The organism is Apilactobacillus zhangqiuensis (assembly GCF_019656215.1).
In the GTDB taxonomy this organism is placed as follows: domain Bacteria; phylum Bacillota; class Bacilli; order Lactobacillales; family Lactobacillaceae; genus Apilactobacillus; species Apilactobacillus zhangqiuensis.
In genome coordinates, this window is sequence record NZ_BPLK01000002.1 from 99,187 (window position 1) to 125,071 (window position 25,885).

General features: G+C 39.6%; 25 protein-coding genes, 1 riboswitch and 1 other annotated feature. Of the genes, 12 read left to right on the forward strand and 13 right to left on the reverse strand.

Annotated elements, in window-relative coordinates; genetic code table 11:
* Position 1 precedes the first annotated feature (1 nt).
* On the reverse strand, positions 2-1,408 hold the full coding sequence (locus tag K5Q07_RS01710; RefSeq protein WP_220729309.1) for an MFS transporter: 1,407 nt from the start codon (positions 1,406-1,408) through the stop codon (positions 2-4).
* A 101-nt stretch (positions 1,409-1,509) separates the two neighbouring features.
* Between K5Q07_RS01710 and K5Q07_RS01715 the strand changes: the two genes are divergently transcribed.
* Positions 1,510-2,106 carry a hypothetical protein gene (locus K5Q07_RS01715; protein WP_220729310.1) on the forward strand — a complete coding sequence of 199 codons (597 nt, stop codon included), beginning with the start codon at positions 1,510-1,512 and terminating at the stop codon, positions 2,104-2,106.
* Here K5Q07_RS01715 and K5Q07_RS01720 read toward each other — a convergent pair.
* The 3 genes from K5Q07_RS01720 to K5Q07_RS01730 form a co-directional block, all read right to left on the reverse strand.
* On the reverse strand, positions 2,100-2,276 hold the full coding sequence (locus K5Q07_RS01720; RefSeq protein WP_220729311.1) for a hypothetical protein: 177 nt from the start codon (positions 2,274-2,276) through the stop codon (positions 2,100-2,102). The genes K5Q07_RS01715 and K5Q07_RS01720 overlap by 7 nt on opposite strands.
* A gap of 175 nt (positions 2,277-2,451) precedes the next feature.
* Entirely contained in the window at positions 2,452-3,423 is a 972-nt protein-coding gene (dapF, locus tag K5Q07_RS01725; protein ID WP_220729312.1) for a diaminopimelate epimerase, read from the reverse strand.
* A 4-nt stretch (positions 3,424-3,427) separates the two neighbouring features.
* Positions 3,428-4,795, reverse strand: coding sequence for an aspartate kinase (locus K5Q07_RS01730; protein WP_220729313.1), 1,368 nt, complete (start codon positions 4,793-4,795; stop codon positions 3,428-3,430).
* Between the two features lie 179 nt (positions 4,796-4,974).
* Positions 4,975-5,159, forward strand: a riboswitch (Lysine riboswitch).
* A gap of 146 nt (positions 5,160-5,305) precedes the next feature.
* Here K5Q07_RS01730 and lysA point away from each other — a divergent pair.
* From lysA to K5Q07_RS01765, 7 genes are all read left to right on the forward strand, one after another.
* A complete protein-coding gene (gene lysA / locus K5Q07_RS01735; RefSeq protein ID WP_220729314.1) occupies positions 5,306-6,622 on the forward strand; it encodes a diaminopimelate decarboxylase in 1,317 nt (438 codons plus the stop codon).
* A 5-nt stretch (positions 6,623-6,627) separates the two neighbouring features.
* Positions 6,628-7,332, forward strand: coding sequence for a 2,3,4,5-tetrahydropyridine-2,6-dicarboxylate N-acetyltransferase (gene dapD, locus K5Q07_RS01740; RefSeq protein ID WP_054606880.1), 705 nt, complete (start codon positions 6,628-6,630; stop codon positions 7,330-7,332).
* Between the two features lie 4 nt (positions 7,333-7,336).
* Complete coding sequence (locus K5Q07_RS01745; RefSeq protein ID WP_220729315.1) at positions 7,337-8,482, forward strand: N-acetyldiaminopimelate deacetylase; 1,146 nt, start codon at positions 7,337-7,339, stop codon at positions 8,480-8,482.
* Position 8,483: 1 nt separating this feature from the next.
* Positions 8,484-9,398: a 4-hydroxy-tetrahydrodipicolinate synthase gene (gene dapA, locus K5Q07_RS01750; RefSeq protein WP_220729316.1), complete on the forward strand. Its 915-nt coding sequence runs from the start codon at positions 8,484-8,486 to the stop codon at positions 9,396-9,398.
* Positions 9,398-10,156 (forward strand): 4-hydroxy-tetrahydrodipicolinate reductase, encoded by a 759-nt coding sequence (dapB, locus tag K5Q07_RS01755; RefSeq protein WP_220729317.1) that lies wholly within the window; start codon positions 9,398-9,400, stop codon positions 10,154-10,156. Before dapA ends, dapB begins: the two co-directional genes overlap by 1 nt.
* Positions 10,157-10,167: 11 nt before the next feature.
* Positions 10,168-11,349, forward strand: a complete 1,182-nt coding sequence (locus tag K5Q07_RS01760) for an aminotransferase class I/II-fold pyridoxal phosphate-dependent enzyme (RefSeq protein ID WP_220729318.1) — start codon at positions 10,168-10,170, stop codon at positions 11,347-11,349.
* A 98-nt stretch (positions 11,350-11,447) separates the two neighbouring features.
* The gene (locus tag K5Q07_RS01765) at positions 11,448-12,524 is read left to right on the forward strand and encodes an aspartate-semialdehyde dehydrogenase (RefSeq protein ID WP_220729319.1); all 1,077 of its coding nucleotides are present in this window, start codon (positions 11,448-11,450) and stop codon (positions 12,522-12,524) included.
* A gap of 51 nt (positions 12,525-12,575) precedes the next feature.
* Here K5Q07_RS01765 and K5Q07_RS01770 read toward each other — a convergent pair whose 3' ends face one another.
* From K5Q07_RS01770 to K5Q07_RS01785, 4 genes are all read right to left on the reverse strand, one after another.
* Complete coding sequence (locus K5Q07_RS01770) at positions 12,576-13,037, reverse strand: Fur family transcriptional regulator (protein ID WP_251067615.1); 462 nt, start codon at positions 13,035-13,037, stop codon at positions 12,576-12,578.
* 84 nt (positions 13,038-13,121) lie between these two features.
* Entirely contained in the window at positions 13,122-13,541 is a 420-nt protein-coding gene (locus K5Q07_RS01775; RefSeq protein ID WP_220729320.1) for a hypothetical protein, read from the reverse strand.
* A gap of 79 nt (positions 13,542-13,620) precedes the next feature.
* Complete coding sequence (gene mmuM, locus K5Q07_RS01780; protein ID WP_220729321.1) at positions 13,621-14,538, reverse strand: homocysteine S-methyltransferase; 918 nt, start codon at positions 14,536-14,538, stop codon at positions 13,621-13,623.
* A complete protein-coding gene (locus K5Q07_RS01785) occupies positions 14,531-15,904 on the reverse strand; it encodes an amino acid permease (RefSeq protein ID WP_220729322.1) in 1,374 nt (457 codons plus the stop codon). Before K5Q07_RS01785 ends, mmuM begins: the two co-directional genes overlap by 8 nt.
* Positions 15,905-15,945: 41 nt before the next feature.
* Positions 15,946-16,192, reverse strand: a binding site (T-box leader).
* 140 nt (positions 16,193-16,332) lie between these two features.
* Between K5Q07_RS01785 and K5Q07_RS01790 the strand changes: the two genes are divergently transcribed.
* Complete coding sequence (locus tag K5Q07_RS01790) at positions 16,333-17,367, forward strand: lactonase family protein (protein WP_220729323.1); 1,035 nt, start codon at positions 16,333-16,335, stop codon at positions 17,365-17,367.
* Positions 17,368-17,408: 41 nt separating this feature from the next.
* On the opposite strand, the gene K5Q07_RS01795 is transcribed toward K5Q07_RS01790, so the two are convergent.
* Positions 17,409-19,772 carry an ATP-dependent DNA helicase gene (locus tag K5Q07_RS01795; protein ID WP_220729425.1) on the reverse strand — a complete coding sequence of 788 codons (2,364 nt, stop codon included), beginning with the start codon at positions 19,770-19,772 and terminating at the stop codon, positions 17,409-17,411.
* 112 nt (positions 19,773-19,884) lie between these two features.
* Between K5Q07_RS01795 and K5Q07_RS01800 the strand changes: the two genes are divergently transcribed.
* Both K5Q07_RS01800 and fakB read left to right on the forward strand, forming a co-directional pair.
* A complete protein-coding gene (locus K5Q07_RS01800; protein WP_220729324.1) occupies positions 19,885-20,358 on the forward strand; it encodes a DUF2798 domain-containing protein in 474 nt (157 codons plus the stop codon).
* 134 nt (positions 20,359-20,492) lie between these two features.
* Complete coding sequence (gene fakB / locus K5Q07_RS01805) at positions 20,493-21,341, forward strand: DegV family protein (protein ID WP_220729325.1); 849 nt, start codon at positions 20,493-20,495, stop codon at positions 21,339-21,341.
* Here fakB and K5Q07_RS01810 read toward each other — a convergent pair.
* Positions 21,316-22,026, reverse strand: coding sequence for an MIP/aquaporin family protein (locus K5Q07_RS01810; RefSeq protein WP_054606868.1), 711 nt, complete (start codon positions 22,024-22,026; stop codon positions 21,316-21,318). The two genes, fakB and K5Q07_RS01810, sit on opposite strands and share 26 nt — an antisense overlap.
* A 97-nt stretch (positions 22,027-22,123) precedes the next feature.
* Positions 22,124-22,384, reverse strand: a complete 261-nt coding sequence (locus tag K5Q07_RS01815; protein ID WP_220729326.1) for a hypothetical protein — start codon at positions 22,382-22,384, stop codon at positions 22,124-22,126.
* Positions 22,385-22,603: 219 nt separating this feature from the next.
* Here K5Q07_RS01815 and K5Q07_RS01820 point away from each other — a divergent pair, with 219 nt between their 5' ends.
* Positions 22,604-24,103, forward strand: coding sequence for an MFS transporter (locus K5Q07_RS01820; protein WP_220729327.1), 1,500 nt, complete (start codon positions 22,604-22,606; stop codon positions 24,101-24,103).
* 27 nt (positions 24,104-24,130) lie between these two features.
* Here K5Q07_RS01820 and K5Q07_RS01825 read toward each other — a convergent pair whose 3' ends face one another.
* Complete coding sequence (locus tag K5Q07_RS01825; RefSeq protein WP_054606865.1) at positions 24,131-24,502, reverse strand: hypothetical protein; 372 nt, start codon at positions 24,500-24,502, stop codon at positions 24,131-24,133.
* 62 nt (positions 24,503-24,564) lie between these two features.
* Positions 24,565-25,872, reverse strand: coding sequence for a nucleobase:cation symporter-2 family protein (locus tag K5Q07_RS01830; protein WP_251067617.1), 1,308 nt, complete (start codon positions 25,870-25,872; stop codon positions 24,565-24,567).
* Positions 25,873-25,885 lie beyond the last annotated feature (13 nt).

Genomic DNA, 25,885 nt, shown 5'->3' on the forward strand with positions numbered 1-25,885 from the left:
ATTATGCGTATTTGTTTTGATTGTGTTTTAATAGCCAAATTAACATAATAGTAACGATTAACATGATGATGGCAGCCACCCAGTAGGTGAAGTGCATTCCATAGACGAATAAGGAATCGTTGCCAAATGGATAAGTGGTGATTTTCTTACCGTTCTTAAAGCTCATTGCACCGTATAGAATTGATGTCGAGAAGGATAGACCAAGTGTAAAGCCAATGTTTCGACTTAGCGCTAATATTGAACCGGCAATGCCTTGCTGATCCTTGGTTGCGTTTTCCATCACCATTGGGTTGTTTTGGAATAAACCGTTGGCAGTCGAGAAGACCACAAAACCTAATAGCATGACCATTAGTGTCCAGTTAGGTTGCATGATGGCAAAGATGACTTCTGCTGCCACGAAAATAAGTGAAGCACGTAATGACATAATGACAGCACCGTACTTATCGCATAGCACACCACCCAAGTAAGCTGTAAAGACGTTTACCACCGGTAGGACACTCATTAATAGACCGGTGTGGGATGGTGAGAACTTCAAAGTGTCTTGAATGTAGAATGGAAGCAAGACGTTGTTGAAGTAGATAATGATGTACATGAACATCAAGGCAATAATACTGATTGAAAAACCAGGATTCTTAAATAGGCTCAATGCTAGAATTGGGTCGTCGACGCGACGTTCTACTACGATAAAGGCGATCAGTAGAACTAGACTGGCGATAAATGCCAAAATAACGCTGGTATTAGCGAATCCAATTTGTTGACCAGTAAATACACCAATAAAGAATAAACCGATTAAGACGGCCAAAATAATGAAACCTGGCCAATCGATATGAATAGATTGCTTTGTTTGAGTTGATTGCTTTTGGTAAACAAATTCACCAAAGACATATGCGAAGATGCCGATTGGCACATTGAATAGGAATATCCAGTTCCAATTGGCGATAGATAAAATAATTCCAGCAACGGCAGGACCGGCAATGTAGCCAAGTTGACCGATAGTGGTGTTAATTCCTAAAGCACGACCACGGAGACTAAATGGTACTGATTCGGTAATGATACCTAAATTGGTAGCCATCGTCATTGAAGCACCTAGTCCTTGAAGACAACGGGCGATTAATAAAACGACTAAATCTTGTGAGATTCCACAGATTAGTGAACTGATGGTAAAGATTAAAGTTCCAAGTTGAAATATTTTCGCCTTGCTTATTTGATCCCCAAGTTTACCGAATAAAATTAAAGACATGCAGATTAGAATTAAGTAGGCCGAAGATATCCATTCTGCTTGGTTCATTGGAATATGTAAGTCTTTAGATATCTGCGGTAAAGCGGTATTTACGATACTCATGTCAACGGTTCCTAGAAAGGAAACTAGAGCCACTGACAGGATGATAAAAAACTGTTTGCGATTCATTTGAGCACTTCCTTAAATTGATAATATTAATTGTATCAGATGAGCGACAAAAGAAAAATTATGGAGTATAGTATCGTAAATGATAAAAAGAAGGTGTCGCCATGGACATAGTCACAAACGATCAATATATCGGAGATAGCCGATTAGCTGAATGGTACTTCAAATCCAGGGATGGATACGAGTTAGACAGCTTTTCATTAGGTTATTTTTTAAAGGACTTAGGTGATTTTGTTGTTGTTAAGACCATCGATTTGAATGGTGCATTGGACACAGTGACAGCATTTTTAAAAAGTGATATTTTAGAAATTAGGTATGAAACGGCATATACCGACATGCTTAATTCTTATATAGAACAGAATATGGAAAATGATTTATACGATCCTTATCATTTAATGAACCAGTGGGATACGTTTAACGCTAACACGATTCAACAGGTCTTATTTAACTGCTTTGAGGCCGAAAAGGTGATTAGTGTTTGTGCATTAGAGGGTGAATACGTCGAGCACGGCAAAATTGTCCTATTGACGGACAACGTCATGACCCTCAACGAATCCGAGTATCTCGCTGATTTAAACGAGCATGAGAACTGTAACACGACCATTAGGATTAATAAGACCACCGAGATTAATTTCTTGAGTAAGAATAATCATTTATACGAGCAATACCTACTAAAGAAGACAAGTGAAAACAATCAATAAAAGAAATCGGGATGATTCGATGATTTATGGAATTCAATTAGATAGTGACAGTCGCTGTATTCACTATCATCAGCCAAACGATGTAGCGGCCATGGAATGTGGTCAGTGTCACCAATACTTTGCGTGTTATCAATGCCACAATTTAGTCGTTGATCACGACTTCGTACCAATTACTACCAAGGACACCACTCCGGTGATGTGTGGCCGCTGTAAACACAAATTAAACTATGAACAGTACCAAGAAAAGGTGTGTCCATATTGCTTCGCTAAATTTAATCCCAAGTGTGAACTACACGAGCACCTGTATTTTAAAGAATAAAAAAGACTAGCATCAGCTAGTCTTTTTTATTGCTTAATTGTATCGATGAAAGTTAGGTAATCAGCTTCTTCACCGGATTCTACTAAGTTATTTTCAACTGGTTCTGATAATAAATCGACTTCTTCGGCTTCGATGTAGCCAACAAATGTCGCATTTCCCATTAGTTGAATCCAACGATTGTCTAGTTTTACGTGTACCTTAGTTTGTACCTTACCACCGGGGTTAAAGACATCGATTGGTTCGTTGACGTCGACTAATTCAGGATAGTTCATGGCAAATGCCATTGACGTAGCAGACATTCCAGTACCACAGGCGTTGGTAAAACCAACACCACGTTCGAATGTTCTAACGAAGATCTTGTTCTTGCCTAAAATCTTGGCAAAGTTAACGTTTACTCCGTCAGGATAGTAGTCATTAGGTTGATTTAGACGGGTACCTAAGTTAAATAGGGGTTCTTCTAAAGCAGCGTCATCTTCAACAAAACTAATCAAATGTGGATTAGGAACGGCCATTGAAGTGAACTTTAGATGGTCACTAAATACTGGAATTTTTTCGTTAATAATTTGGTCAAAATCTAAATTGGTATAGGGTAAATCTGATGGTGCAAATTTAACTGGTGCGATTTGAACTCCGACCCATGAAACGCCCTTTGCAATGTTGGCAAAGACCTGGACATTTAAATTGGCTTGCATGGTTTGTACCTTAAAATCTGTTTGATTGTACTTTTCTGCCAAATAACGACCAACGCAACGAAGACCGTTACCACACATAGAAGCAACACTTCCGTCAGAGTTAAAGACCTTCATTTGACCGATACATTCAGCTTGATATGAGTGATCAACGACTAGTAATCCGTCTGAATAAGGTAGAACGTCGCTTTGTGCTAACTTTTGGGCAAGATGACTTAATTGAGTATCATCTAATGAATCTCTTAGTTCATCAACATCCAATAAGAAGAAATGGTTCTCTGAACCGTGTACATAATGTAACTTTGTCATAATATTAATCCTCCTTGAAGAATTGGTTGTAGATGCTTACAACAGCCTCATCTGTGTATTCTTGGTCGATTCCAATCATAATCGAAATCTTCGAAGCACCTTGGTTAATCATGTTAATTGGAATTTTCTTTTCAGCTAACGGCTTGATGATTTGGCTTATTGATCCAACTGATACCGCCATGTTTTCACCGACAACCATAATCAATGCGTAGTTGTGAATCCATTCCAGTTTGTCTGGATGAATAGCATCTGAAATTTCCTTACATAGTGCATGAATAGTTTCGTCAGGTGCTTGATTTCTATCAAAGATGATGGTCAAGTCATCGATACCTGATGGCATGTGTTCATAAGAAATTCCGTATTTCTTGAAGATTGAAAGAATGGTCAATGTGGCACCAATTTGTTTGTTCAATAGGTATGAGTGAAGGTATAAAGCTGAGAAACGGTCATCGGCTGAGATCCCGGTGATGACGTGTGAGTGCTTTACTTCGTCTTCTGGAACAATCAATGTTCCTTTATCTTCTGGACGGTTGGTGTTCTTAACGTTAATTGTCACGTGGCCGTTGATGGCAGGGATGATTGCTTCATCATTAAAGACTGAGAAGCCAGCATAGGCAAGTTCACGCATTTCACGATAACTCATCTTAGTAATCGGATAAGGGTTATCAACTAGGTGTGGGTTAATCGCATAAATTGAGCTAACATCTGTAAAGTTTTCATATGTATCGATATGTAAACCAGTAGCAACAATTGAACCTGTGATGTCTGAACCACCACGAGCAAATGTAGCGATATTTCCTTGCTTTGTGTATCCGAAGAACCCAGGGAAAACTAATTTTTCATCGTCAGAACATTCGAAGTTTTCCAAATTGGTATAGGTCTCATCGAGTAGGTTGGCGGCATTCGGATTAATGTTGTCTAAGACGATTCCAGCTTCCTTTGGATCGACGAAACGAGCTGTCATACCACGACTGTTTAATACGGCAGCCATTAACTTAGCATTCATTCGTTCACCATTAGCCTTGAAAGCGGCCATTAGGTATTCGTCATTTTTGTAATCGTTTGTGGCTAGATTAGTGAATGTGTCCTTAATTCCGTTAAATTCATCTTCGTCAACGTTGTATGCGTTGGCGATTTCTGCATAACGATCAATGATTTCATCGAGTGTAGTTTGATAATCTTTCTTATCGATTACTTGGGTTGCGTATTGAATTAATAAATCTGTGATTTTGACATCATCACTGAAGCGTTTACCTGGAGCGGAAACGACAATGACTTTACGTTGGTCATCTTCTGAAATGATGTTTATAACCTTGGCGTATTGTTCGCTATTAGCTAGCGAACTTCCGCCAAATTTTACTAACTTTGACATGTAAATCAACTCGCAATCTTGAATTATTGATTTGTATTTTAACATTAAAAAATAATTAGACAAGTTATCATTTTAAAAAATAAACGAAATTCAAGTTGCTCATATAGTAATAAAAAAACTTTAAAAAATTTTATTAAAAAAATTCCTTGACGTAATCCAACTATTAGAATATAGTTAACATTAATCGAAGAGGTCGCAAGCGAGAATAGTAGATAAAGTCAGTCACTGCAATGACTAAGAGCTTTATTGAAAGGTGAACTTGCCGAAGTTAATGATTTTTTGCAGAGATCATTTGCTGGGACGTGTGTTAAGAATGCACGGACTGTCACAAGAAAATATGTCTTGTGGAGCGCTTTCGACAATTGAATCCTAAAAATTAGAAATTGATTAGTAAAAATTTTAAAGGTTCTTTTGGATAGTGTGCCCACTCATCCAAAAGAACCTTTTTTGTTTTCAATCTGTCGAGTTTAAAACGACCTAAAAATCATTCGATTAGAGAGGCTGTTTATTATGACAAATCAAATTACAGATAATGACATTAATGCAGATGGACATTTGCAGATAGATGGTTGCGATGCAATTGAACTTGCTCATCAATTTGGTACACCATTGATGGTTTACAACGTTTCATCTATTCGCAATCAATTTCATCAGTTCAATAAGATTTTTGAACAAAACGATATTGATTACGAAATCTCATACGCCAGCAAGGCGTTCGCCAATACAGCGATGTATCAATTGGTGAACCAAGAGGGCGGACATATCGATGTTGTTTCCGGAGGAGAAATCGCAGTTGCACTACACGCTGGTTTTCCAGCTGCAAAGATGAGTTTCCACGGTAACAACAAGTCTTTAGAAGAATTAAGACTAGCAATTCAAAATCACGTTGGCGTCATCATGGTAGATAACTTCCATGAAATTGACCTAATCAATCAAGTAGTTGAAGAATTAGACACAACTACCAACGTCATCATGAGAATTACACCAGGCATTACAGCTCATACTCATGAATTTATTCGAACCGGTCAGGTTGATAGCAAGTTTGGTTTTGATCTTGTGTCTGGTCAGGTTGAAGAAGGGTTTGAACTACTACATAAGAACCTACGAGTTCACGTATTAGGTTTTCATGCTCATATCGGTTCACAAATTTCATCTCCAGACGGATTCAACGCATTGGCTGTTAAGATGATGCAACTAGCCAACAAGTTCAAAATTGAATATGGCTTTACAACTGAAGTCTTGGACTTAGGTGGTGGATTTGGAATCAAATATGTTTCAACCGATGGTTACTTAGCGCCAGAAAAATTTGTTGAAAGTATTATCAACACCATCAAGGAACAAGCTAGCGAGTTCAATCTACAAATTCCAGCTATCTGGATTGAACCAGGTCGAAGCATTGTTGGTTCAGCAGGGCTAACCCTTTACACCGTTGGATCACAAAAGAGAGTTGATGGCATCAAGCCATACGTTGCAGTTGACGGTGGAATGGGTGATAACATCAGACCAATGTTATACGACGCTGAATACGAAGTAGTATTAGCAAACAGTCCTCGTGCAGAACCTGTTGAAGAGGTTCGCTTGGTTGGTAAGTATTGCGAATCAGGAGACGTTTTAATCAAGAACGCATCAGTTCCAAGTCTAAAGGCCGGTGACGTTGTTGCTGTCTTAGACACAGGGGCTTATGGATATTCAATGTCTTCCAACTACAACTTGAACCTAAAGCCAGCAATTGTCTTTGTTGAAAAGGGCAAGGCGCAATTAGTTACAAAGCGTCAATCATTTGAAAACTTATATGAACTAGATAATACCTTAGAATTAGGAGATTAATTATTATGGCAGAACTAAACGCTCAAGAAATTATTAGCTACATTCAAAACGCAGAAAAGAAGACACCAGTTAAGGCATATATTAATGGGAGAATTGCACAAATTGACTTCCCAGAATCAGTAAAAGTATTCGGTAATGATCAAAGCGCAACAGTCTTTGGAGACTGGAAAGACATCGAACCAATCCTAAAGTCAGACTTAGTAACTGAATACGAATTGGAAAACGATGCTAGAAACTCAGCTGTTCCATTATTAGACATTAAAAACGTTAATGCTCGTATCGAACCAGGTGCTACTATCAGAGACCAAGTTAAAATTGGTGACCGTGCCGTTATCATGATGGGGGCTGTTATCAACATCGGTTGTGAAATCGGTGAAGACACCATGATTGATATGGGAGTTGTCATGGGTGGTCGTGCCATCGTTGGTAAGCACAGTCACATCGGTGCAGGTGCAGTACTAGCGGGTGTGATTGAACCAGCTTCAGCAACTCCAGTTCGCATCGACGACAACGTATTAATCGGTGCTAACGCTGTTGTTATCGAAGGTGTTCACGTTGGTGAAGGTGCAGTTGTTGCTGCCGGATCAATCGTTTTACATGACGTTGAACCAAACACATTAGTAGCTGGAAACCCGGCCCGTAAAATTAAAGATATTGATGATCAAACAAAAGGAAAGACTCAATTAGAAGACGCACTAAGAAAGTTGTGATGATATGACCTTAGATTTAATCGCGGTGAGACGTCATTTGCATCAAATCCCAGAATTGGCGATGCACGAAAGTCAAACCCATCAATACCTATTAGAATTAATCGACGAATTTGCTACAGATAATATGGAAGTTTTTACGCCTGAACAATTACCAACTGCAATCTTGGTAAAGGTTAAAGGAAGTAACTCAAGTAAAACCATTGGGTACCGTTGCGATATGGATGCCCTACCGGTTAGTGAAAAGACTGGTTTAGAATTTTCATCAAAGCACGAATCGGTGATGCACGCATGTGGACATGATATCCACATGACGGTTGCAATCGGATTGTTGGAACACTTTGTGCAACACCAACCAATTGATGACTTGATTTTTTTCTTCCAACCAGCCGAAGAAAGTGAAAGTGGAGCGAAGGCTGCTGTTGATAGTAACTTGTTTTCAGATGACTGGAATGTCGACGAATTCTACGGATTACACGACACACCAGAACTACCAGCCGGAACCATCGGTTGTTGCTACCCAACATTATTTGCTGGAACCAGTGAGGTCGATATTACATTGATTGGTAAGAGTGGCCACGCTGCTTACCCACACCAAGCAAACGACATGGTGGTGGCCTCAGCAATGCTAATTACCCAATTACAAACCATTGTTTCAAGAAACGTTGATCCAATCCAAGGAGCAGTATTAACCTTTGGTCAAATCAATGGTGGAACGATTAGAAACGTAATTGCCGGTAGGGTAGATATCAAAGGAACTATTCGTGGTTTGAACCAAGAAATGATTCAAACTGTTAAGACCAGAATTATTGAAATATGTAAGGGAATTGAAGTTGGGTTCAACTGCCAGGTTAAGGTTGATATCAACCAAGGTGGTTACTACCCAGTTAACAATAACCAAAAGTTGACCGACCGTTTTATGAACTTTATGCAAGCAAATCCAGATGTGGATTTCACAATCACAATGACCGCAATGACTGGAGAAGACTTCGGATACATTCTTCACCATTTTGATGGAACCATGTTTTGGCTGGGTGTTGGTAACACATCGGCACTTCACACCGATACATTCAATCCAGATGAAAGCTGCATTGAAAAGGGAATTAACGCAATCAGTTCATTTTTAGAATTCGAAATGAGAGAAGACGATTAAAATGACACAAAATATTGATATTATGACCGCCATCATCACACCGTTTGATGGCAATGGCAACATTGATTACGATGCATTAGAAAGAGTCACTCAACACTGTCTAGAAAATGGCAGTCGTGGATTTGTGATTGGTGGAACTACAGGAGAAACACCAACACTAACCACAGAAGAAAAGATTGAACTATACACCCACTTTGGTGCCATGGTTGGCGATAGCGCCTACGTGATTGCCGGAACTGGTAGTAACAACACAGAAGCGACCATTGAGTTTAACCGTCAGGTACAAACCATTGATGGAATCGATGCCTTGTTAGTAGTCGTACCATACTACAACAAGCCGGATCAACGTTCAATGATTGCTCACTTTACCGCAGTTGCTGATCAAGCAACGCTTCCAATCTACATCTACAACATTCCAGGACGAACTGGTGTAACCATGGCAAACGACACTGTGGTTGAACTATCACACCATCAAAACATCATCGGTTTAAAGCAATGTACATCAATGGAAGACCTAGAATACTTGGTAGACCATACTGAAGATGGTTTCCACGTTTACAGCGGTGAAGATGCTCAATCACTATTCGCCAAGGCGATTGGAGCTGATGGAATCATCTCAGTAGCTGCTCACATCTATGGCGCTCAAATGCGTGAAATGTATGAAGCACTAGAATCTGGTGATTACCGGCATGCCGGTGAACTACAAAGATGGCTAACCCCACGTATGAATTCATTATTCATGTATCCATCACCATCACCAGTTAAGGCCGTGTTAAACGCACAAGGCTTTGCGGTTGGGGGATGCCGTCTACCAATCTTGCCATTGGACGACGAAGAACGCAGAAACTTAGCACGTCACTTGCAACTACCAGAAGACGCATTACTACATGACTTAGGTTTGGAGATGAGAAACTAATGAATATTTTTCTTGCAGGAGCGACCGGATCAATGGGCCAAAAGGTGGTCCACTTACTAGCGGACAAAGAAGTTTATGACATCACAGGGATTCTAACTAGTAAAACAGATGTGAACCCAAGTGATTACAACCTATCTGACGACGTTAATGTCTTTAATAGTTTAGATGCTATCGAAGGTGACTACGATGTCTGGATTGATTTCACTCAACCAAATATTGTCTTTGACAATATCAAATACGCAATTCATCACCACATTTCACCAATCGTCGGTACTAGTGGATTATCCGAGGACCAAAAACAAGAACTAATCAGCTTAGCTGACCGCGAAAATGTTAACGGTCTAATCGCTGCTAACTTTGGGTTATCAGCAGTGCTACTAATGCAATTCGCACAACAAGCTGCTAAGTACTTCTCAGACGTAGAAGTAATCGAAATGCACCATGAAGACAAGACTGATTCACCATCGGGGACTGCAATTCATACAGTAGACATGATGAGTGAAACCAAACAAGGTGAAAACATCAACCAAGAAGACGAACCAGCCAGAGGGATGTACTACAAGGGCGTTCCCGTTCATGCCGTTCGTTTGCCAGGTTACGTGGCCCACGAACAAGTATTATTCGGTGGTCCCGGTGAAGCATTAACCATTCGACAAGATTCATTCGATCGTGAATCATTCATGCAAGGAGTATGGGTAGCACTAGAAAAGCTTCCTGAACTACACGGTCTAGTCGATGGTTTAGAAAATATTTTGTAGGAAGTGATTGTATGCCAAGAAATAATCCACAGCTTTTGAGAACTTATAACCATCGTCTAAACGGAATCGCACCATCTAAAATTCGTCACTTCGACGACACGATTTCGCAAAATAAAGACTTGCTCAAGTTAACTTTAGGGGAACCTGATTTAGATACCCCTGAACATATCAAGCAAGCTGCGATTCAAGGAATTAACGACAACGATTCACATTACTCAGCTCAAGCTGGGAAGGTCGAATTAAGACAAGCAATTACCAATTACTTATCTACTCGTTGGCACCTTCAATACGACGCCGAAGAAGTCGTGGTTACTAATGGTGCGACGCAATCAATTTATTCAGCACTACAAGCAATCGTGAACCCCGGGGATGAAGTCATCATTCCAACCCCAATCTTTTCATTATATGGACCAATCATTGAAATTTTGGGAGGCCACGTAGTTGATGTCGATACCAGTCAAACTGGCTTTAAATTAACACCAAAATTGCTTGAAGATGCCATAAAACAACATCAAGGCGTTGTTGCATTAGTAATTAACGATCCTAACAATCCAACCGGTGTATCTTACACCGAAGAAGAGATTAAACAGTTAGGACAAGTCATCGCAAAATCACCGATCTGGGTTCTTTCAGATGAAATTTATGGTGAATTGACTTTTGACCACGACCATTACTCATTAGCACGAGAAATTCCAGATCAAGTGCTATACATCAATGGTTTATCAAAATCACATGCAATGACCGGATGGCGTTTTGGATACATATGTGGTCCAATCGAAATTATGCAACGAATCAAAATGATTAACGCATACATGGTGACCTGTGTTGCCGATAACGTTCAAGACGCAGCACTAGAAGCCATGACGAACGGTCAAGAAGACGCCTATGAAGCTAAGGCAATTTATCAAAAACGTCGAGACCTAGTATCAAACAGACTAGATGAAATGGGTGTCGACTACGTCATGCCAACATCTACTTTTTACTGCTTCATCAAAATTGATGATAGCTATGGTAAAGATGACTATCAATTTGGTTTAGATTTAGCAGAAAAGGTCGACTTAGGAGTAATCCCAGGTCGCATGTTTGGTAAGAGTGGGGAAGGCTACATCAGAATTTCCTTCGCAGCTAGTGAGAAAAAACTAACAGCCGGTCTCGATCGACTAAATAAATTTATCCAATTATTAGAAAAATGAATTGACAAATCTGAAAAATAAAGTATATTAATAATAAAGTGTATGTATATAAAAGACAGGTGTCTATTCAAAATAGATAAAAAGTGAGGTTTGTAAAAATGAGAGAGTATAACGTAGCGATTTTAGGAGCAACAGGTGCAGTTGGTAGGAGAATGGTAAGACAACTAGAGGACTCCACCGTCCCAGTTAAGAATTTGAAATTACTTGCCTCAAACCATTCAGCCGGAACTAAGATTGAATTCAAGGGTGAAGAAATCGAAGTAGAAGAAACTACTCCGGATTCATTTGAAGGAGTTGATATCGTGTTAGCTTCAGCTGGTGGTTCAACTTCTAAGAAGTTCTTACCAGAAGCTGTAAAGCGTGGTGCAGTATGTATCGATAACACCAGTGCATACCGTATGGACCCAGATGTCCCACTAGTTGTTCCAGAAGTAAACGTTGATCAATTAGCTAACCATCGCGGGATTATCGCCAACCCTAACTGTTCAACCATTCAAATGGTGGTTGCCTTACAACCTGTCTTTGAAAAGTTTGGTTTAAGCCAAATTGTTGTATCCACTTACCAAGCCGCTTCAGGTGCTGGACAATCAGCATTAAATGAATTTTATGGTCAAGCTCAAGATTACCTAGATGGTAAAGAAATGAGCGCTGATATTTTGCCTACTAAGGGTGACAAGAAGCACTATCCTTTAGCATTTAACTTATTACCACAAATTGACGTCTTTGAAGAAGATGGTTCTACCCATGAAGAATGGAAGATGGTTCATGAAACTAAGAAGATTATGCTAAACGACATGGATGCTACCGGCATCAAGGTTAACGCTACCTGTGTTCGTGTCCCAGTTGCCATCTCTCATGGTGAATCCGTATACTTCGAAGTAGAAGACAAGTCAGCTACTAAGGAAGATATTCAACGCGTTATCAATCAATTTGATGGTGCAGTTCTACAAGATGACCCAGATCATCAAGTATATCCACAACCAATTACCGCAGAAGGCAAGCGTTCAACTTTCGTTGGTCGTATTCGTGCAGACCAAGAAAATCCTGGATGCTTTAACATGTGGGTGGTAGCGGATAACTTGTTAAAGGGTGCTGCTTGGAACACTGTTCAAAACGCCGAAGAATTAGTAAAGCGTGATTTAGTTCGTGTCCCTGAAAACTACTACCATGGTTAAAGGGTAAATAAAAAGAGCTACATTCAATTTGAATGTAGCTCTTTTTTGTTGTTATTGATTATCTTCTTTAGCTAATTTTTCGCGGCAATTCTTGCACAAACCAAAGACTTCGATATGAATCTTATTGGTTTGAAAACCGGCTTGATCCATCGCTTCCTTGGCTAATTCTTGCTTTAATTGCTTGTAGTTAGGGAAGTCAATATCTTCGATTTCACCGCAATTATCACAAATAGCGTGGAAGTGAGGAGAACCAAAGAAATCGTATCTAATTCCACCGTCTTCAGCAGGTAGTGCAATGATGATATCTAACTTTTCGAATAATTGTAACGTGTTATAAATGGTTGCAATACTTAGGTTAGAAAATTCTTGCTTCAAAGCTTCGTAGATAGTATCTACAGAAGGATGGTTATCATGATTAATTAAATACTTTAATATAATCTGCCTTTGAGGCGTAATTCTTACATTGTTACTGCGCAAGGTTTCCAATGCCTTTTCATACATTTCGTTAGACAAACACTCTACCTCCTTTGATTATTACTTTATAACTATTCTATCCTAATAATAAGGTTAAAAAGTTAATAAATCAAATAAAATCAACTATAAAGCGTCAATTGCGCTCTTGATTTTATCGTTTAGAGGTGAAATGTTAAATTGGTCCGATTTTTCTGGCCAGTATTGATGCTTGAATTGAACAATTCGTCTAATTAATTCCAGTTCGGCATCATCAGAAATGTTTAAAACATTGACGTAAACAATGGGCGATTCGCTTTGTAGGTTAGAGATACCAGCGACACCGATGAAATGCTTGGTGTTCTTATCCATGACACCCCATAGTAATCCTTTTTGGCTCATGATGTCATTCATGATTGCATTGATGAAATTGGAAGTGCTCATAATATCAGCTTTTTCATCTTGTTGTTTTTGAAAATCGATGACTGATTGAAGCTTAAATTCTGTTAACCAATCCATGTAAAAATGTTCAGTGATGATTGGTCTTAATCCTTCAAAACTACGCATAATAAGTCTCCTTAATTTTTCTAGACTTTATTATAGTAGAGAAAAAATATTTTTGAAAGGAATCAGGTGCTTTTATTACTTAAAAAAACTTGTCGTGAATGTGTTGTTCTTGTGCCTCTGTCATGCAACAACAACCACCGACAAACTTAAGGTCTAGATCAAACCATTCATTAATTAATGCATCGAATTCTTCAAATGATAAATCGTCATGATTCCATTCTTTGATTTCTGGATTGTAGGTTGCGCCAGAATTAGGAAAGGCAATGAATGGTTTGTGTGCAGGGTGACTTTGCTTTAATACCTTTAATGCAGGGGAAACTAGTTGTGGTTTGGTACAGTTTATACCATAAGCGATGACGTGTTCTTGTGATTCTAAAAATGATGCCACCTCGATTAGTGAACTGCCATCAGCTAGGTGTGATTCATCCCTCAACGACGCCGCTACAATCACCGGAACATCGAATTGCTTGGTGTACTCGGTGATTGCCTTTAGTTCTTTGACGTTAGGGAATGTTTCTAAGATTAACACATCGATGCCGGCTTCGACCATCGCCTTGATACGACCCTCGTGAAAGGCAACGTATTCTTCATCTGTCAATGAGTAGTCACCGGTGTATTCGGAACCGTTAGCAAGAAAGGCACCGTAAGGTCCAACACCACCCAATAGCCACTTGGGGTCAGGGTTAGTCGATTCATTGCGTCCACGGGTGGCTAGTTCAACGGCTTTTTTAATTAACGCGATAGCTTGTTCTTCACTGTAGCCGGCTTTAATTAAACCAGGCACACTGGCTTGGTAGGTGTTGGTGGTAGTCATTGATGAACCAGCGTCGAAGTACTTTTTGTGGACGTCGACGATTAGGTTCTCGTGTGATTCAAGAGCGGCTGCAGTCCATAGGTTTGAGTTTAGTTTTAATCCACGTTCTTCCAAACCGGTAGACATTGAGCTGTCGATTAAGATGTGGTCTCGTTGATTAATCCAGTTAATTACTTTATTCATGATGATCCTTCTTTCTATATACTAGTGCGTGCCATACATAACAGATGATGGCAAATGGCACTCCGATGATGATGGCGATACGTTGGTTAGGGTCAAACGCGATTCCGACCAATGAAAGCAAACAGATGATGATGACTAAAATTGGTAGGAGTGGAAATAGTGTAGCCTTGTATTTCAACTCGCTAGTGGAGTGGCCAACCTTGATAAAATGGCGTCTGAAGTTGAAGTGCGCCCAACCAATTACCAACCAGACGAAGACGACGGCAAACGCTGAAATCGCGGTCAACGCTAGGTAAACGGTGTTGGGTGCGTAGATACTAGAGAATAGTGCCAATAATCCTCCAGCGATGGTTAGGATTAGACCATAAACGGGAATGCCGTTCTTGGATAACTTGGCTAGTCCTTTTGGTAGGGTGTTCTTGTCGGCAAGTGACCAAAGCATTCTTGAAGCAGCATATACTCCTGAATTAGCACCCGAGAAGATGGTGATAAATAGGATTAGGTTCATGATGTCTGATGCATATGGAATATTGATGTTAGATAAGATAGTAACGAAAGGACTTTGTGCCAGTGATGAATCATTTTGTGGCAAAATTGAACCCAACGCCACGATGGTACCGATGAATAAAATTACCAAAATGATTAGAGTATGTTTGATTGATTGTGGGACGGTCTTTTCTGGGTTTTGACTTTCACCAGCCCCGACAGCAATCATTTCAGCACCTGAGAAGGCGAAGTTAGCTGATAGCACGATTGAAATGACTGGAATTAGACCATTGGGGAAGATACCATTAGCGGTTAGTTGACCGAAGAATGGTTTGAACTGGGTGTGATGAATTGGGATGATCTTAAAGATGATTAAGATACCCAGTCCTAAGAAAACGGCCAAGGCTAATACCTTAATCAATGACATCCAGAATTCACTCGAAGAAAATAGGTTCATGTTGATGATGTTTAGCAATAAAATGATGACGGTGAAGATTAAACTGAAGCCCCAAACGGGGATGCTTGGAAAGTATTGTTGACCAATGGTGGAAAGGGCGATGAATTCGGAACCCAACGCAATTGTCCAAGTTAGCCAATACATCCAGGCGGTAATAAAACCAACTCCGGGATTTATGTATTTACTTGCGTATGTATGAAATGCACCGGTATTTGGATCGTGAACAGATAGTTCACCCAGACACGCCATTACCATACAGACCAGAATTGAACCAATTACGTAAGCTAAAATTGTCCCGATTGGGCCAGCCGTTTGGATTGAATATCCTGTACTCATGAAGATACCAGTACCAATTACACCACCAAGTGACATGGTGATTAGATTTCTGGCCTTTAAATTTTTTGAAAACTGATGTGAACTCATAAATAAACCTCCTTAGAAATAAAAAAAGCATCCGTCCCTTACAAAAGGGCGAATGCTTCGCGGTACCACCTTAGTTTTATAGCTAAAATGATACATTGATATCATTAACTATCTTATCCAGAACCTGTTGATTCCTTCGTGTTGTAACATACACAAATGTCGGAAGCTAAATTATTCACTCCCGAAGGTTCAGAGACCATTTTCGATAACTTTGAAACGTTCATTTCCACCAACCATGAACTCTCTTTGCAATCATCCATTATGTACTTTTCTCATCAAAACCTAATATATTATTATGTATTTTTAATTATAGATACATTATAAAATTTTTCAAGGATAAATTTTTGAATTAACTGTTTAGCATTATTGGCAAAATATGCAATAATAGAGGGGAGATATTAAATTTGAAGCGAAAGTGAGATTTAATTATGACTGAAAAATTCTTAATTGGTACTTACACTAGAGATACAAGTGAAGGAATCTATGAAATCGAATTAGATGAAAATAAAAAGGAATTACAAAACTTACAATTGGTTGCCAAAGCAGGTAACCCAACATATGTAGCCGTTTCAAAAGCTAACCGTTTATACGCCATCGATAAGGGTGACAACGGTAAGGGTGGTGCATTATCACTAGATAACTCAACTCGTCCTGCTAAGGAAATCAATGTTTGTTTAAATGAAGACACTAACCCTGCATACATTACTGTTGATGAAGGTCGTCAATTTGTCTACACTGCTAACTACCATACAGGGGAAGTAATGGTATACAAGATTGAAGAAGACGGTTCATTAACTTACCTAAACAAAGTCGTTCATGAAGGAAAAGTTGGCCCACGTCCTGAACAACAAAGTGGTGCGCATCCTCACTATGCCGACTTAACTCCAGATGGCCGTTTGGTTGTCGTTGATTTAGGCCAAGACATGGTTTACGTATATGACATTGCTGATGATGGAGACTTATCTGAAGTTTCTACATTAAAGATGGAAGCGGGTTTTGGTCCTCGTCACGTTGTCTTCGACGAACAAAAACACGTTGCATTCATCGTTGGTGAATTAAGCAGCAAGCTAGCCGTTGTTAACTATGACCAAAATGATGGTAGTTTCCACTTGGATCACATCGTGGCAACTATTCCTGATGATTGGACTGAACACAATGGTGCAGCTGCAATTCGTCTATCAAGTGATGGCAAATTTGTCTACGTTTCAAACCGTGGAAACAACAGTATTGCGGTCTTTGAAGTTAATGACAATGCTAAAGTTAAGTTAATCCAATTAGCAAGCACTGAAGGTGACTTCCCACGTGACTTTAACTTCAGTAGCGATGAAAAGTTCATGGTCGTGGTTAACCAAAATACTAACGATGCTACTTTATACGAACGTGATACTAACAGCGGTAAGTTAACCGTTGTTCAAAAGGATGTTCATGTTCCAGAAGGTGTCTGTGTCGCTCGCGAAAAATAATTAATTAAAAAAAGACTTACGGATTTTCCGTAAGTCTTTTTTTAGTGTTGTTGCCAAAAGTGATTTAATTTTTGTTTAGTTTGATTGATGTTATACGAAGTCGATAGTTGTCCTTGATACCAATTACGTGGGAATAGTTGCTGATAGCGATTTTGCTTGAATCGTTGATCCATTAGCACAACATTTCCAACATCTTGGTTGGTTCGAATCAAACGACCAGCTGCCTGAAAGACGTTGTTTAATCCTGGTAGTTGATAGGCAAAGTCAAACCCATGACCATTTTCGGCATCAAAGAAGTACTTGATTAAATCGTTTTCTGGATTCAAACCGGGTAGACCAACCGACACAATTCCGACACCAATCAAGTGACTTCCCTTAAGGTCGATTCCCTCACAGAAGATGCCACCGAGTAGGGCAAATCCAATGAGCGTATCGTCGTCATCGCGTTTAAAAGTATCTATGAACGATTGACGCTCTTCTGGACTCATTTCACTTTCCTGAACTAAGACATCGATGGTTGGATTCTGTTTCTCAAATGCTTCGACGACATCGTTTAAATATTTCCCCGAAGGTAGAAAAATTAGGTAGTGTCCGTTCTTAGTGTTAATCATTGCATCAATAGTATCAACGATTGGTTGGATACTATTCTTTCTTTTAGCGTAGGTGGTTTGAATGTAGTTAGTAATAATCACCTGTTGATTTTGCGGATTAAACGGCGAATCGATTTCATAAACTAAGCTGTCTTCTTCATCGCCCAAGACTCTTTGATAGTAGTCCATTGGTGATAGCGTTGCTGAAAACAAAACGGCACTACCACCGAGTTTCAATGATTCACCGATAAATGGGCTGGGGTCCATACAGAAGAGTTTGATGATGACGTTTTGATCACGGTCATAGAACATTCTGGTTTTAAACGTGTCATCGTATAATTCAGCGATACGTTGGAAACTAAGGAGGGTGAAGTAGTAATCGACAATTTCGTCGTTTAATTCTCCATCCTTTTCGTCCTTTCCCAACCAATCGGAGATGACATCACAGAGCTTGTTAAGTTGTTTCACGAATGCACTTGGTGGATTGTCCAAGTGGATGTATTCCTCCTCACTTTCGGTCAGTGGCTTGACGTTTAAGGAGTATGAACGGCGAAATGATTTCAGCGCCTTATGCAATCTCTCGTTGTCCTCGCTATCTTTTGTTGCCTTGATTAAATCGGGTAACGACTTGTTAGAAATTGCCGCTGAGTACATATCGCGGGAACGGTTGACCAGGTTATGGGCTTCATCAATTAAGAAGATGTTATCTGAATCTTCAACTGTGAAGAAACGTTGGAGGTGTACTTGTGGATCGAATAGGTAATTGTAGTCGCAGATGATGACGTCGCAGAATTGACTTAGGTCGAGTGAGAATTCAAACGGGTCAATCTTGTATTGTTCAGCGTATTGTTGGATGACGTCAAAATCGATTTGATCGACGTGTTCTAATACATCCTTGATGGCAGGTTTCAAACGGTCGTAGTAACCAATCATGTAAGGATTATCTTCGGGCTTTAAGTCTTTTTCGGCATCAAAGGTAATCTTTTCCTTGGCGGTCAATGTGATAGTTTTGGCCTTTAGTCCTTTATCCATCATCAAGTCCATCGCTTCCTTGGCAACGATACGCGTACTTTGTTTAGCCGTTAGGTAGAAAATGCGGTTGGCTAGTTCTTGGCCCATCGACTTAACAGCGGGGAAGAGGGTCGAAATAGTCTTCCCGGTTCCAGTTGGTGCTTGGGCAAACAAGTGCTTGTGATTGGCAATGGTCTTGTAGACGACGGCAGAAAAGTTGCGTTGACCATGACGGAATTCTTTGAATGGAAATGCCATCTTATTGGCGGTTTTATTACGTTCCTTGATGATGTCGGTTCTTAGTTTTAACCATTCTTCGTACTCACTGATGAGTTCGTCGAAGAACTGCTTGGCCTCATCACGACTGACGGTGATTTCATTATCGGTGATCACTTCATCTGGGGTTTGAACGTAGGTGAGAGTTATCTTGACTTCATCTAATTCCTCGAATTTTTGCATCAATAAGTAGGCGTAGACCTTTACTTGGCCCCAGTAGAGTGTCATGATGCTTTCCGGTAGGTCCTTGAATTCGACGTCAGATGTTTTAATCTCAATGATTTCTGCATCCTTACCGTCGATTAAAACACCGTCGGCACGGCCTTCAATATGAAAGTCGATGTCGTTAATTTTAAGCTTGGTATCTAAATAGTATTCACTCTCAAAGTGCATGTACTTACTCTTTTGGAGTTTGCGGTGAATTTGGGCGCCCTTTCTGGCGGTGTTGGAGCTATTTAGACGGGCATTTAAATCACCGCTTCTCAGGGTAAACTCGACTAGGTCTCTGATTCCGATTCGATTCAAGATGGTTCCTCCTTTCGTTTAAAATTGATATGTAATTTGTAACAGAATTGTAACTTATGAAAAAAATTTTAATATGCTAGGCTAAATTATAGAGATAAAAGAAAGGGGTATATTTATGCCTAGAGGATTTAAAGAAGAATTAATGTTTACTGGGATGATGGCCGGACTTATGGTTATCGTGATGGAAGCATATAACATCGCGATGGCTAGCGGAATTCATGCCGGTTTTATCGTCGAAGTACTAGTGGGATACCCACTTGCATTGGTAGTTGCCGCCATCTTAGATTTAGTATTGGTTGGTCCCATCGTTAAAGCTATCTTTTTCAATTATATATTCAAACCAGAATGGGAACAAACACCAATTAAGATTGCACTATGCATTTCAACCATGATGGTACTTGGTATGGTAACCTTGATGTCACTATTTGGTATCGTCGTTACTTTTGGTTTTGAAAACATCACATGGGCAATGTATGGTCGTGCATGGATCTTAAACCTATGCTTAGCATTACCATTACAATTAGTGATTGTTGGCCCAATCTGTCGTTTACTATTAGGTAAGATTCAAGCCGCAATTGATGAAAAATAGTCATGAAAAGCTACCGGATATACGGTGGCTTTTTTTATTTCTTTGAATAAATCTAAATTTAAATAAATAATTACTGAAAAATATTCTAAATACCGTTATTATATAGGTAGAATAAGAATTCGAGGAGATATAACATGATTAAAATTGTGACGGATTCAACAGCTCTAATTCCAGAAGAAACTGTTAACAAATTAGACATTAAAGTAATTCCATTGAACGTCAACATTGGTAACGACGCTTACCAAGATGGTGTTGATATGAATGGTCAAAAATTAATTCAATACATCAAAGATAATCCAAAGGGTGACTTTCCTACTACCAGTCAACCTTCAATCGGTCAATTCGTTGAAGTATACAATGAACTAACCAAGGATGGCGACACCGTCTTATCATTACACATGACCGATTTATTGAGTGGTACTGTTCACGCATCTACCCAAGCAAGTGAAATTGCTGACGGTGACGTTAAAGTGGTTAACACTCACTACATCGACCAAAGTTTAGGATTTCTAGTCGTTGAAGCAGCTAAGATGGCTCAATCAGGTGACTACACCCGTGATCAAATCATCGACCACGTTAACCGTGACATTGAAAACTCTGAACTATACATCGGTGTAAGTACACTTGAAAACCTAGTAAAGGGTGGTCGTATCAGCAAGGCAACTGGTATCATCTCAAAGATGATGAATTTACACGTTGTTTTCCAACTACTACCGGATGACCTAAAGTTACAACTAAAGGGTCGTGGTAAGAAGACCATTGCCAAGTGGCTAGACCAATTCTTCGAAACAAACGCCAACACCAAATACAAATTTATCGGTATCAGTTACACCGGTAGCGACGAATTTGCGATGGCATTAAAAAAACGTCTGGAAGAACAATTCCCAAACGTTAACGTATTAGTTCAATATACTTCATCAATTGTTGCGGTTCATACCGGTGAAAATGCATTTGCCATCATGACTTGTAGAGAAGATGACTAAAGATAACTGAAAAGATAATTCCTAAAATGGCACCAATGATAGGTCCTAAGAAAGGGACCACCGCATATCTCCATTGTGATAGGCGTTTGTCGTAAGTTCTAGAAAAGAAGAAACGAGGAACCAAATCACGAGTTGGGTTGAATGCGGCCCCAGTGATTGGAGCAACGATACTTATGATAATCATCATTAGTAATGATGAGAATAAGGTCTTGATCCACCATTGGGCATTGATGTCATTTTGCATTTCTGTATTAACGATAATCAAGAAGGTCCCGATGATTTCCCACTTGAAGTTACGCTTCCAATTGTTGACGTCACGAGGGACGGTTGCATAGAAGTTCAAGTTCAAAGGAAGGCTAGCCAACCATTTTGACCACACGACCTTAACGGTTAGGGATGCTAGCCAAGCACCGAGAATTTGGGTAATCACTTCACCAATCATTAGCCACCAGTGAATTTGGTGGTTAACTGCTAGGGTGAGTGAAACGACCGGATTGTATTCGGCGGTCCCAAAGAAGAAAGTCGTTAGAAGGGATGGAAGCAGGATACTAACGCCCCAGTAAAATCCGGTAATAAAACGATTTTGACCTTTGGGAAATAAGAAGTAGTTAATGATAACACTGGTCACTAACCCCAAAGATAACATTATGTAGGTTCCGATAAATTCACCTAATAATAGTTTCATTTCCATCCCTCCTTTAGCTGTCTACAAATGATACATTATCACTTATTGAAATAAAATTAAAACCATATCAGATAAAAAGTGAAATCATTTTTTGGTTTCACTTTTTATTTTGTTTGAGGTACTCGATTACATTAATCACGTCTTGTTTGTTGACCAGACGATGGTCTAAGGTGTTATAAAACATGGGTTGATGCTGCTCAATGATTTTACGATCGGACGCATCCCCTGATAAGTAGGCAACGTCACAGGCGTCCTCGATGTTGTCAATCTTAGGAAAGCCCGCAGCACTCATGACACTACCTAAGACTGTATCGGCATCTTCGTATTCTAAATCATCCAAATATTTGTCGTACTTCATCAATCCACCACCTATACTTTAATAGAAGATTATTATACAAATAGGTGGGCCAAGTTGCTAGCAAATAGCTTTTACTAGTCGAAAATATAATAATACGTTAATATGATATATTAGTTAAAACAGTATAGTGTTCCTCGGTGGGAACAATCGATAGGCATATCGATAGGTGGGTTCGCGTTAGCTAGACGCGAAGGAAATACTATACGAAGGAGACTTGTTATGCAAAGTCGAAATAAATGGTTTGCATTGGTTGCCGTCTGTCTAGGATTCTTCATGGGTCTGTTAGACGTTACCGTTGTAAACGTTGCTCTACCAACCATTCAAACTAGCTTTAACAGCAGTTTTAGCCAGTTACAATGGGTCATTAATGCTTATACATTAATGTTTGCGGCTGTGTTGTTCCTGATTTCTAAGTTAGGGGACTTAATAGGGAGAAAACGCATTTTTATCATCAGTTTGGTATTATTCTCTGCTTTCTCACTAGCATGTAGTGTCGCACCAAGTATTACTTGGTTAATCATCTTCCGTGGAATTCAAGGAATCGGTGGTGCCGGAATGCTTAGTCTTTCCATGAGTATTATTGCCGACATCTTTGAAGGACCATCTAGAGGTTTAGCACTCGGTGTTTGGGGAAGTGTGGCTGGTTTATCCACCGCACTTGGTCCATTATTCGGGGGAATCCTACTTAGCTTCTTTAGTTGGGAATCCATATTTTGGATGAACATCCCAATCGGAGTAATCGCACTATTTATGAGTGCCAGATATATTCCAACTTCTAAGACGTTTAATAGTGGCAAAATCGATTTTATTGGAATGCTATTATCATTTGCCTTTATGTTCTGTATTATTTTAGGTTTAATTCAAAAAGAAAACCACTATGGATACTCTTGGTTCGATATGCACGTATTTGCCTTGTTGGCAGCTGGTGTTATTCTAATCGCCATTTTTGCCGTTTGGGAAAAACACTTTTCAAGTCCAATGTTAGATCTTGGTTTGTTAAAAAACAGACAGGTTGTTGGAAGTGCCATTTCCAACCTAACATTAGGAATTGCCATCTACGCGGCATTTAGCTACATCATCGTGCTATCGCAAAACTATATGGGCTACTCAGCACTACAAAGTGGATCTCAACTAATGCTAATTAGTGCGTTCTCACTTGTGATTGGACCAATATCTGGAAAGATTGCTACCAAAATCAATCCAGGTCTAATCATCAGCTTTGTGCTATTATTGGCCGGTGTCGGAATGTTTGTCTTACCAATCTTCTTGGGGAACCAAAACCACTGGTATGGTTTGATTCCTACATTTGTCACACTTGGGTTAGCCAATGCATTCGTTAATCCACTCTCATCTAACATTGCCGTTAGTTCGGTTGAACCAAAGGAAATCGGGATGACTTCTGGATTACTAAACGTTGGTAAACAATTCGGAACTAGTCTAGGCCTTGTTGTTTTAGGTTTAGCATTGACCGATACCTACAACGATCACTTAGTTACTTCTAAGATGAGTGATTCATTCATGCACGTGTTCCAAAATGCTGGACCATTGGCGGGTAGTGAAATCGCTGAAAAGATGCATAACTCATCATTGTTATCAATTGTACACAATGCCTTTTACCGAGGAATTGATAGCGTTGCGATTACTGATGGTTTCATCTTTATCGTTGCTGGAATTCTTTGCTACATCTTGTTATGTGCCAAAAGAAAAAACAGTAAATAAAAAAGTCGCTTGTAAAAGCGGCTTTTTTTAGTGGCGACTTGATTGGTGGCCACCGTTATTTGAAAGTTTAATGTTGTTTCTCTTGAACTTTTGTTGAGCTGAATCTGGTTGGAAATCAAAATGATGCATACGACCGTTGTAAGGCTTGCCCGCCATCTTGATTTGCACCCAGTCACCCATGATGCGTTGCATGTTTTGTGCTGCCTTAACGCGACTTTCAATGCCTTCGCTTTTAGCAGCTGGTTCGATATTATCCCTTAGTTGATTGATCAATTTTTGGTGGTAGACCAAAAGAGATTGAGTCAAAGGGGAGTCTTTGTATGAGTTGAATAGGCGTTCGATAAAACGCATTGCGTCTTTTGAGTTTTTAGGTTCGTAAAATCTTTCGTTATTATCCATAATTGCCTCCAAAAAAATAACCATCATGCATATTATACATGATGGTTATCATTTTACATTGATTAGTCTTCCAATTCAATTTGACCAGTTAAGCTGAATAAGAAACTTAATAAAACAGCTAGGAAACCACCAACAACGATACCGTTGTCTAAGATGATTTGAGCAGCCTGTGGAAGAGCTCTAAAGATTTGTGGGTAAACTGTCACACCAATACCAGTACCAACTGATAGGGCAACAATTAATAGGTTAGCATTCTTGGTGAAGTCAACGCTTTGTAGAATACGGATACCTTGAACCCCAACCATACCAAACATTACGACCATGGCACCACCAAGTACTGAACTTGGGATAACGGTTGCCACAGCACCAGCCTTAGGAAGTAAACCTAAGATTAATAGGAATAATCCAGCGTAGTAGATTGGACGTTTTGTCTTAATACCTGATAGTTGAACCACACCCACGTTTTCTGAGAAAGTTGAGTATGGGAAGGTGTTGAAGACACCACCAAGCATAGCGGCGATACCTTCAGCACGGTAACCATTAGCTAGGTCTTTTTCACTTAACTTACGACCAGTTAAATCAGCTAATGCCAAGAAGACACCGGTTGATTCAACCATGGTAGTTAATGATACTAAAATCATGGTTAAAATAGCTGACCAACTGAAGTGAGGTGTACCGAAGTAGAAAGGTTGTGGGAAGTGGAACCAGCTAGCTTGTGCAACTGAAGCAAATGAAATCATGCCAAGTGCATATGCAATCACAGTTCCGACTACCATTCCAATTAATACTGAAATTGATCTGAAGAAACCTTTTCCAAAGATGTTAATCAATATAATAACGGCCATGGTGATTAGACCGACGATTAAATCGTGAGGGTCGGCGAAGTTCTTAGCTGAAGCATTTCCACCACCCAAGTTTTGCACGGCAACTGGTACCAATGAGAAACCAATAATGGTAATTAGTGAACCAGTAACTACTGGTGGGAAGAACTTACGTAGTTTTGCGAAAAGTCCTGAGATTAAGAATACGAATAAACCAGAACAAATAATAGCTCCATAGATATATGCGACACCTAGAGTACCACCGATAGTTTCAAGTGGTGTAATAACTTGTACCGCACATCCCAATACAACGGGAAGACCAATCCCAGTAATTGGGGTCTTCTTAAGTTGTAGTAGTGTGGCAATCCCACACATAAAAATATCTGCAGAAACCAGGTAAGTCATTTGAGCTGCATTGAAGTGTAAGAAAGCACCGATTAGCAATGGAACGATAACGTCACCTGAATACATTGCTAACAAGTGTTGGAAACCTAAAATGGCTGCTTTGACTTGGGACACCTGTTGCAAATTGCTTTCATGATTATCCAAACAAAATTCCTCC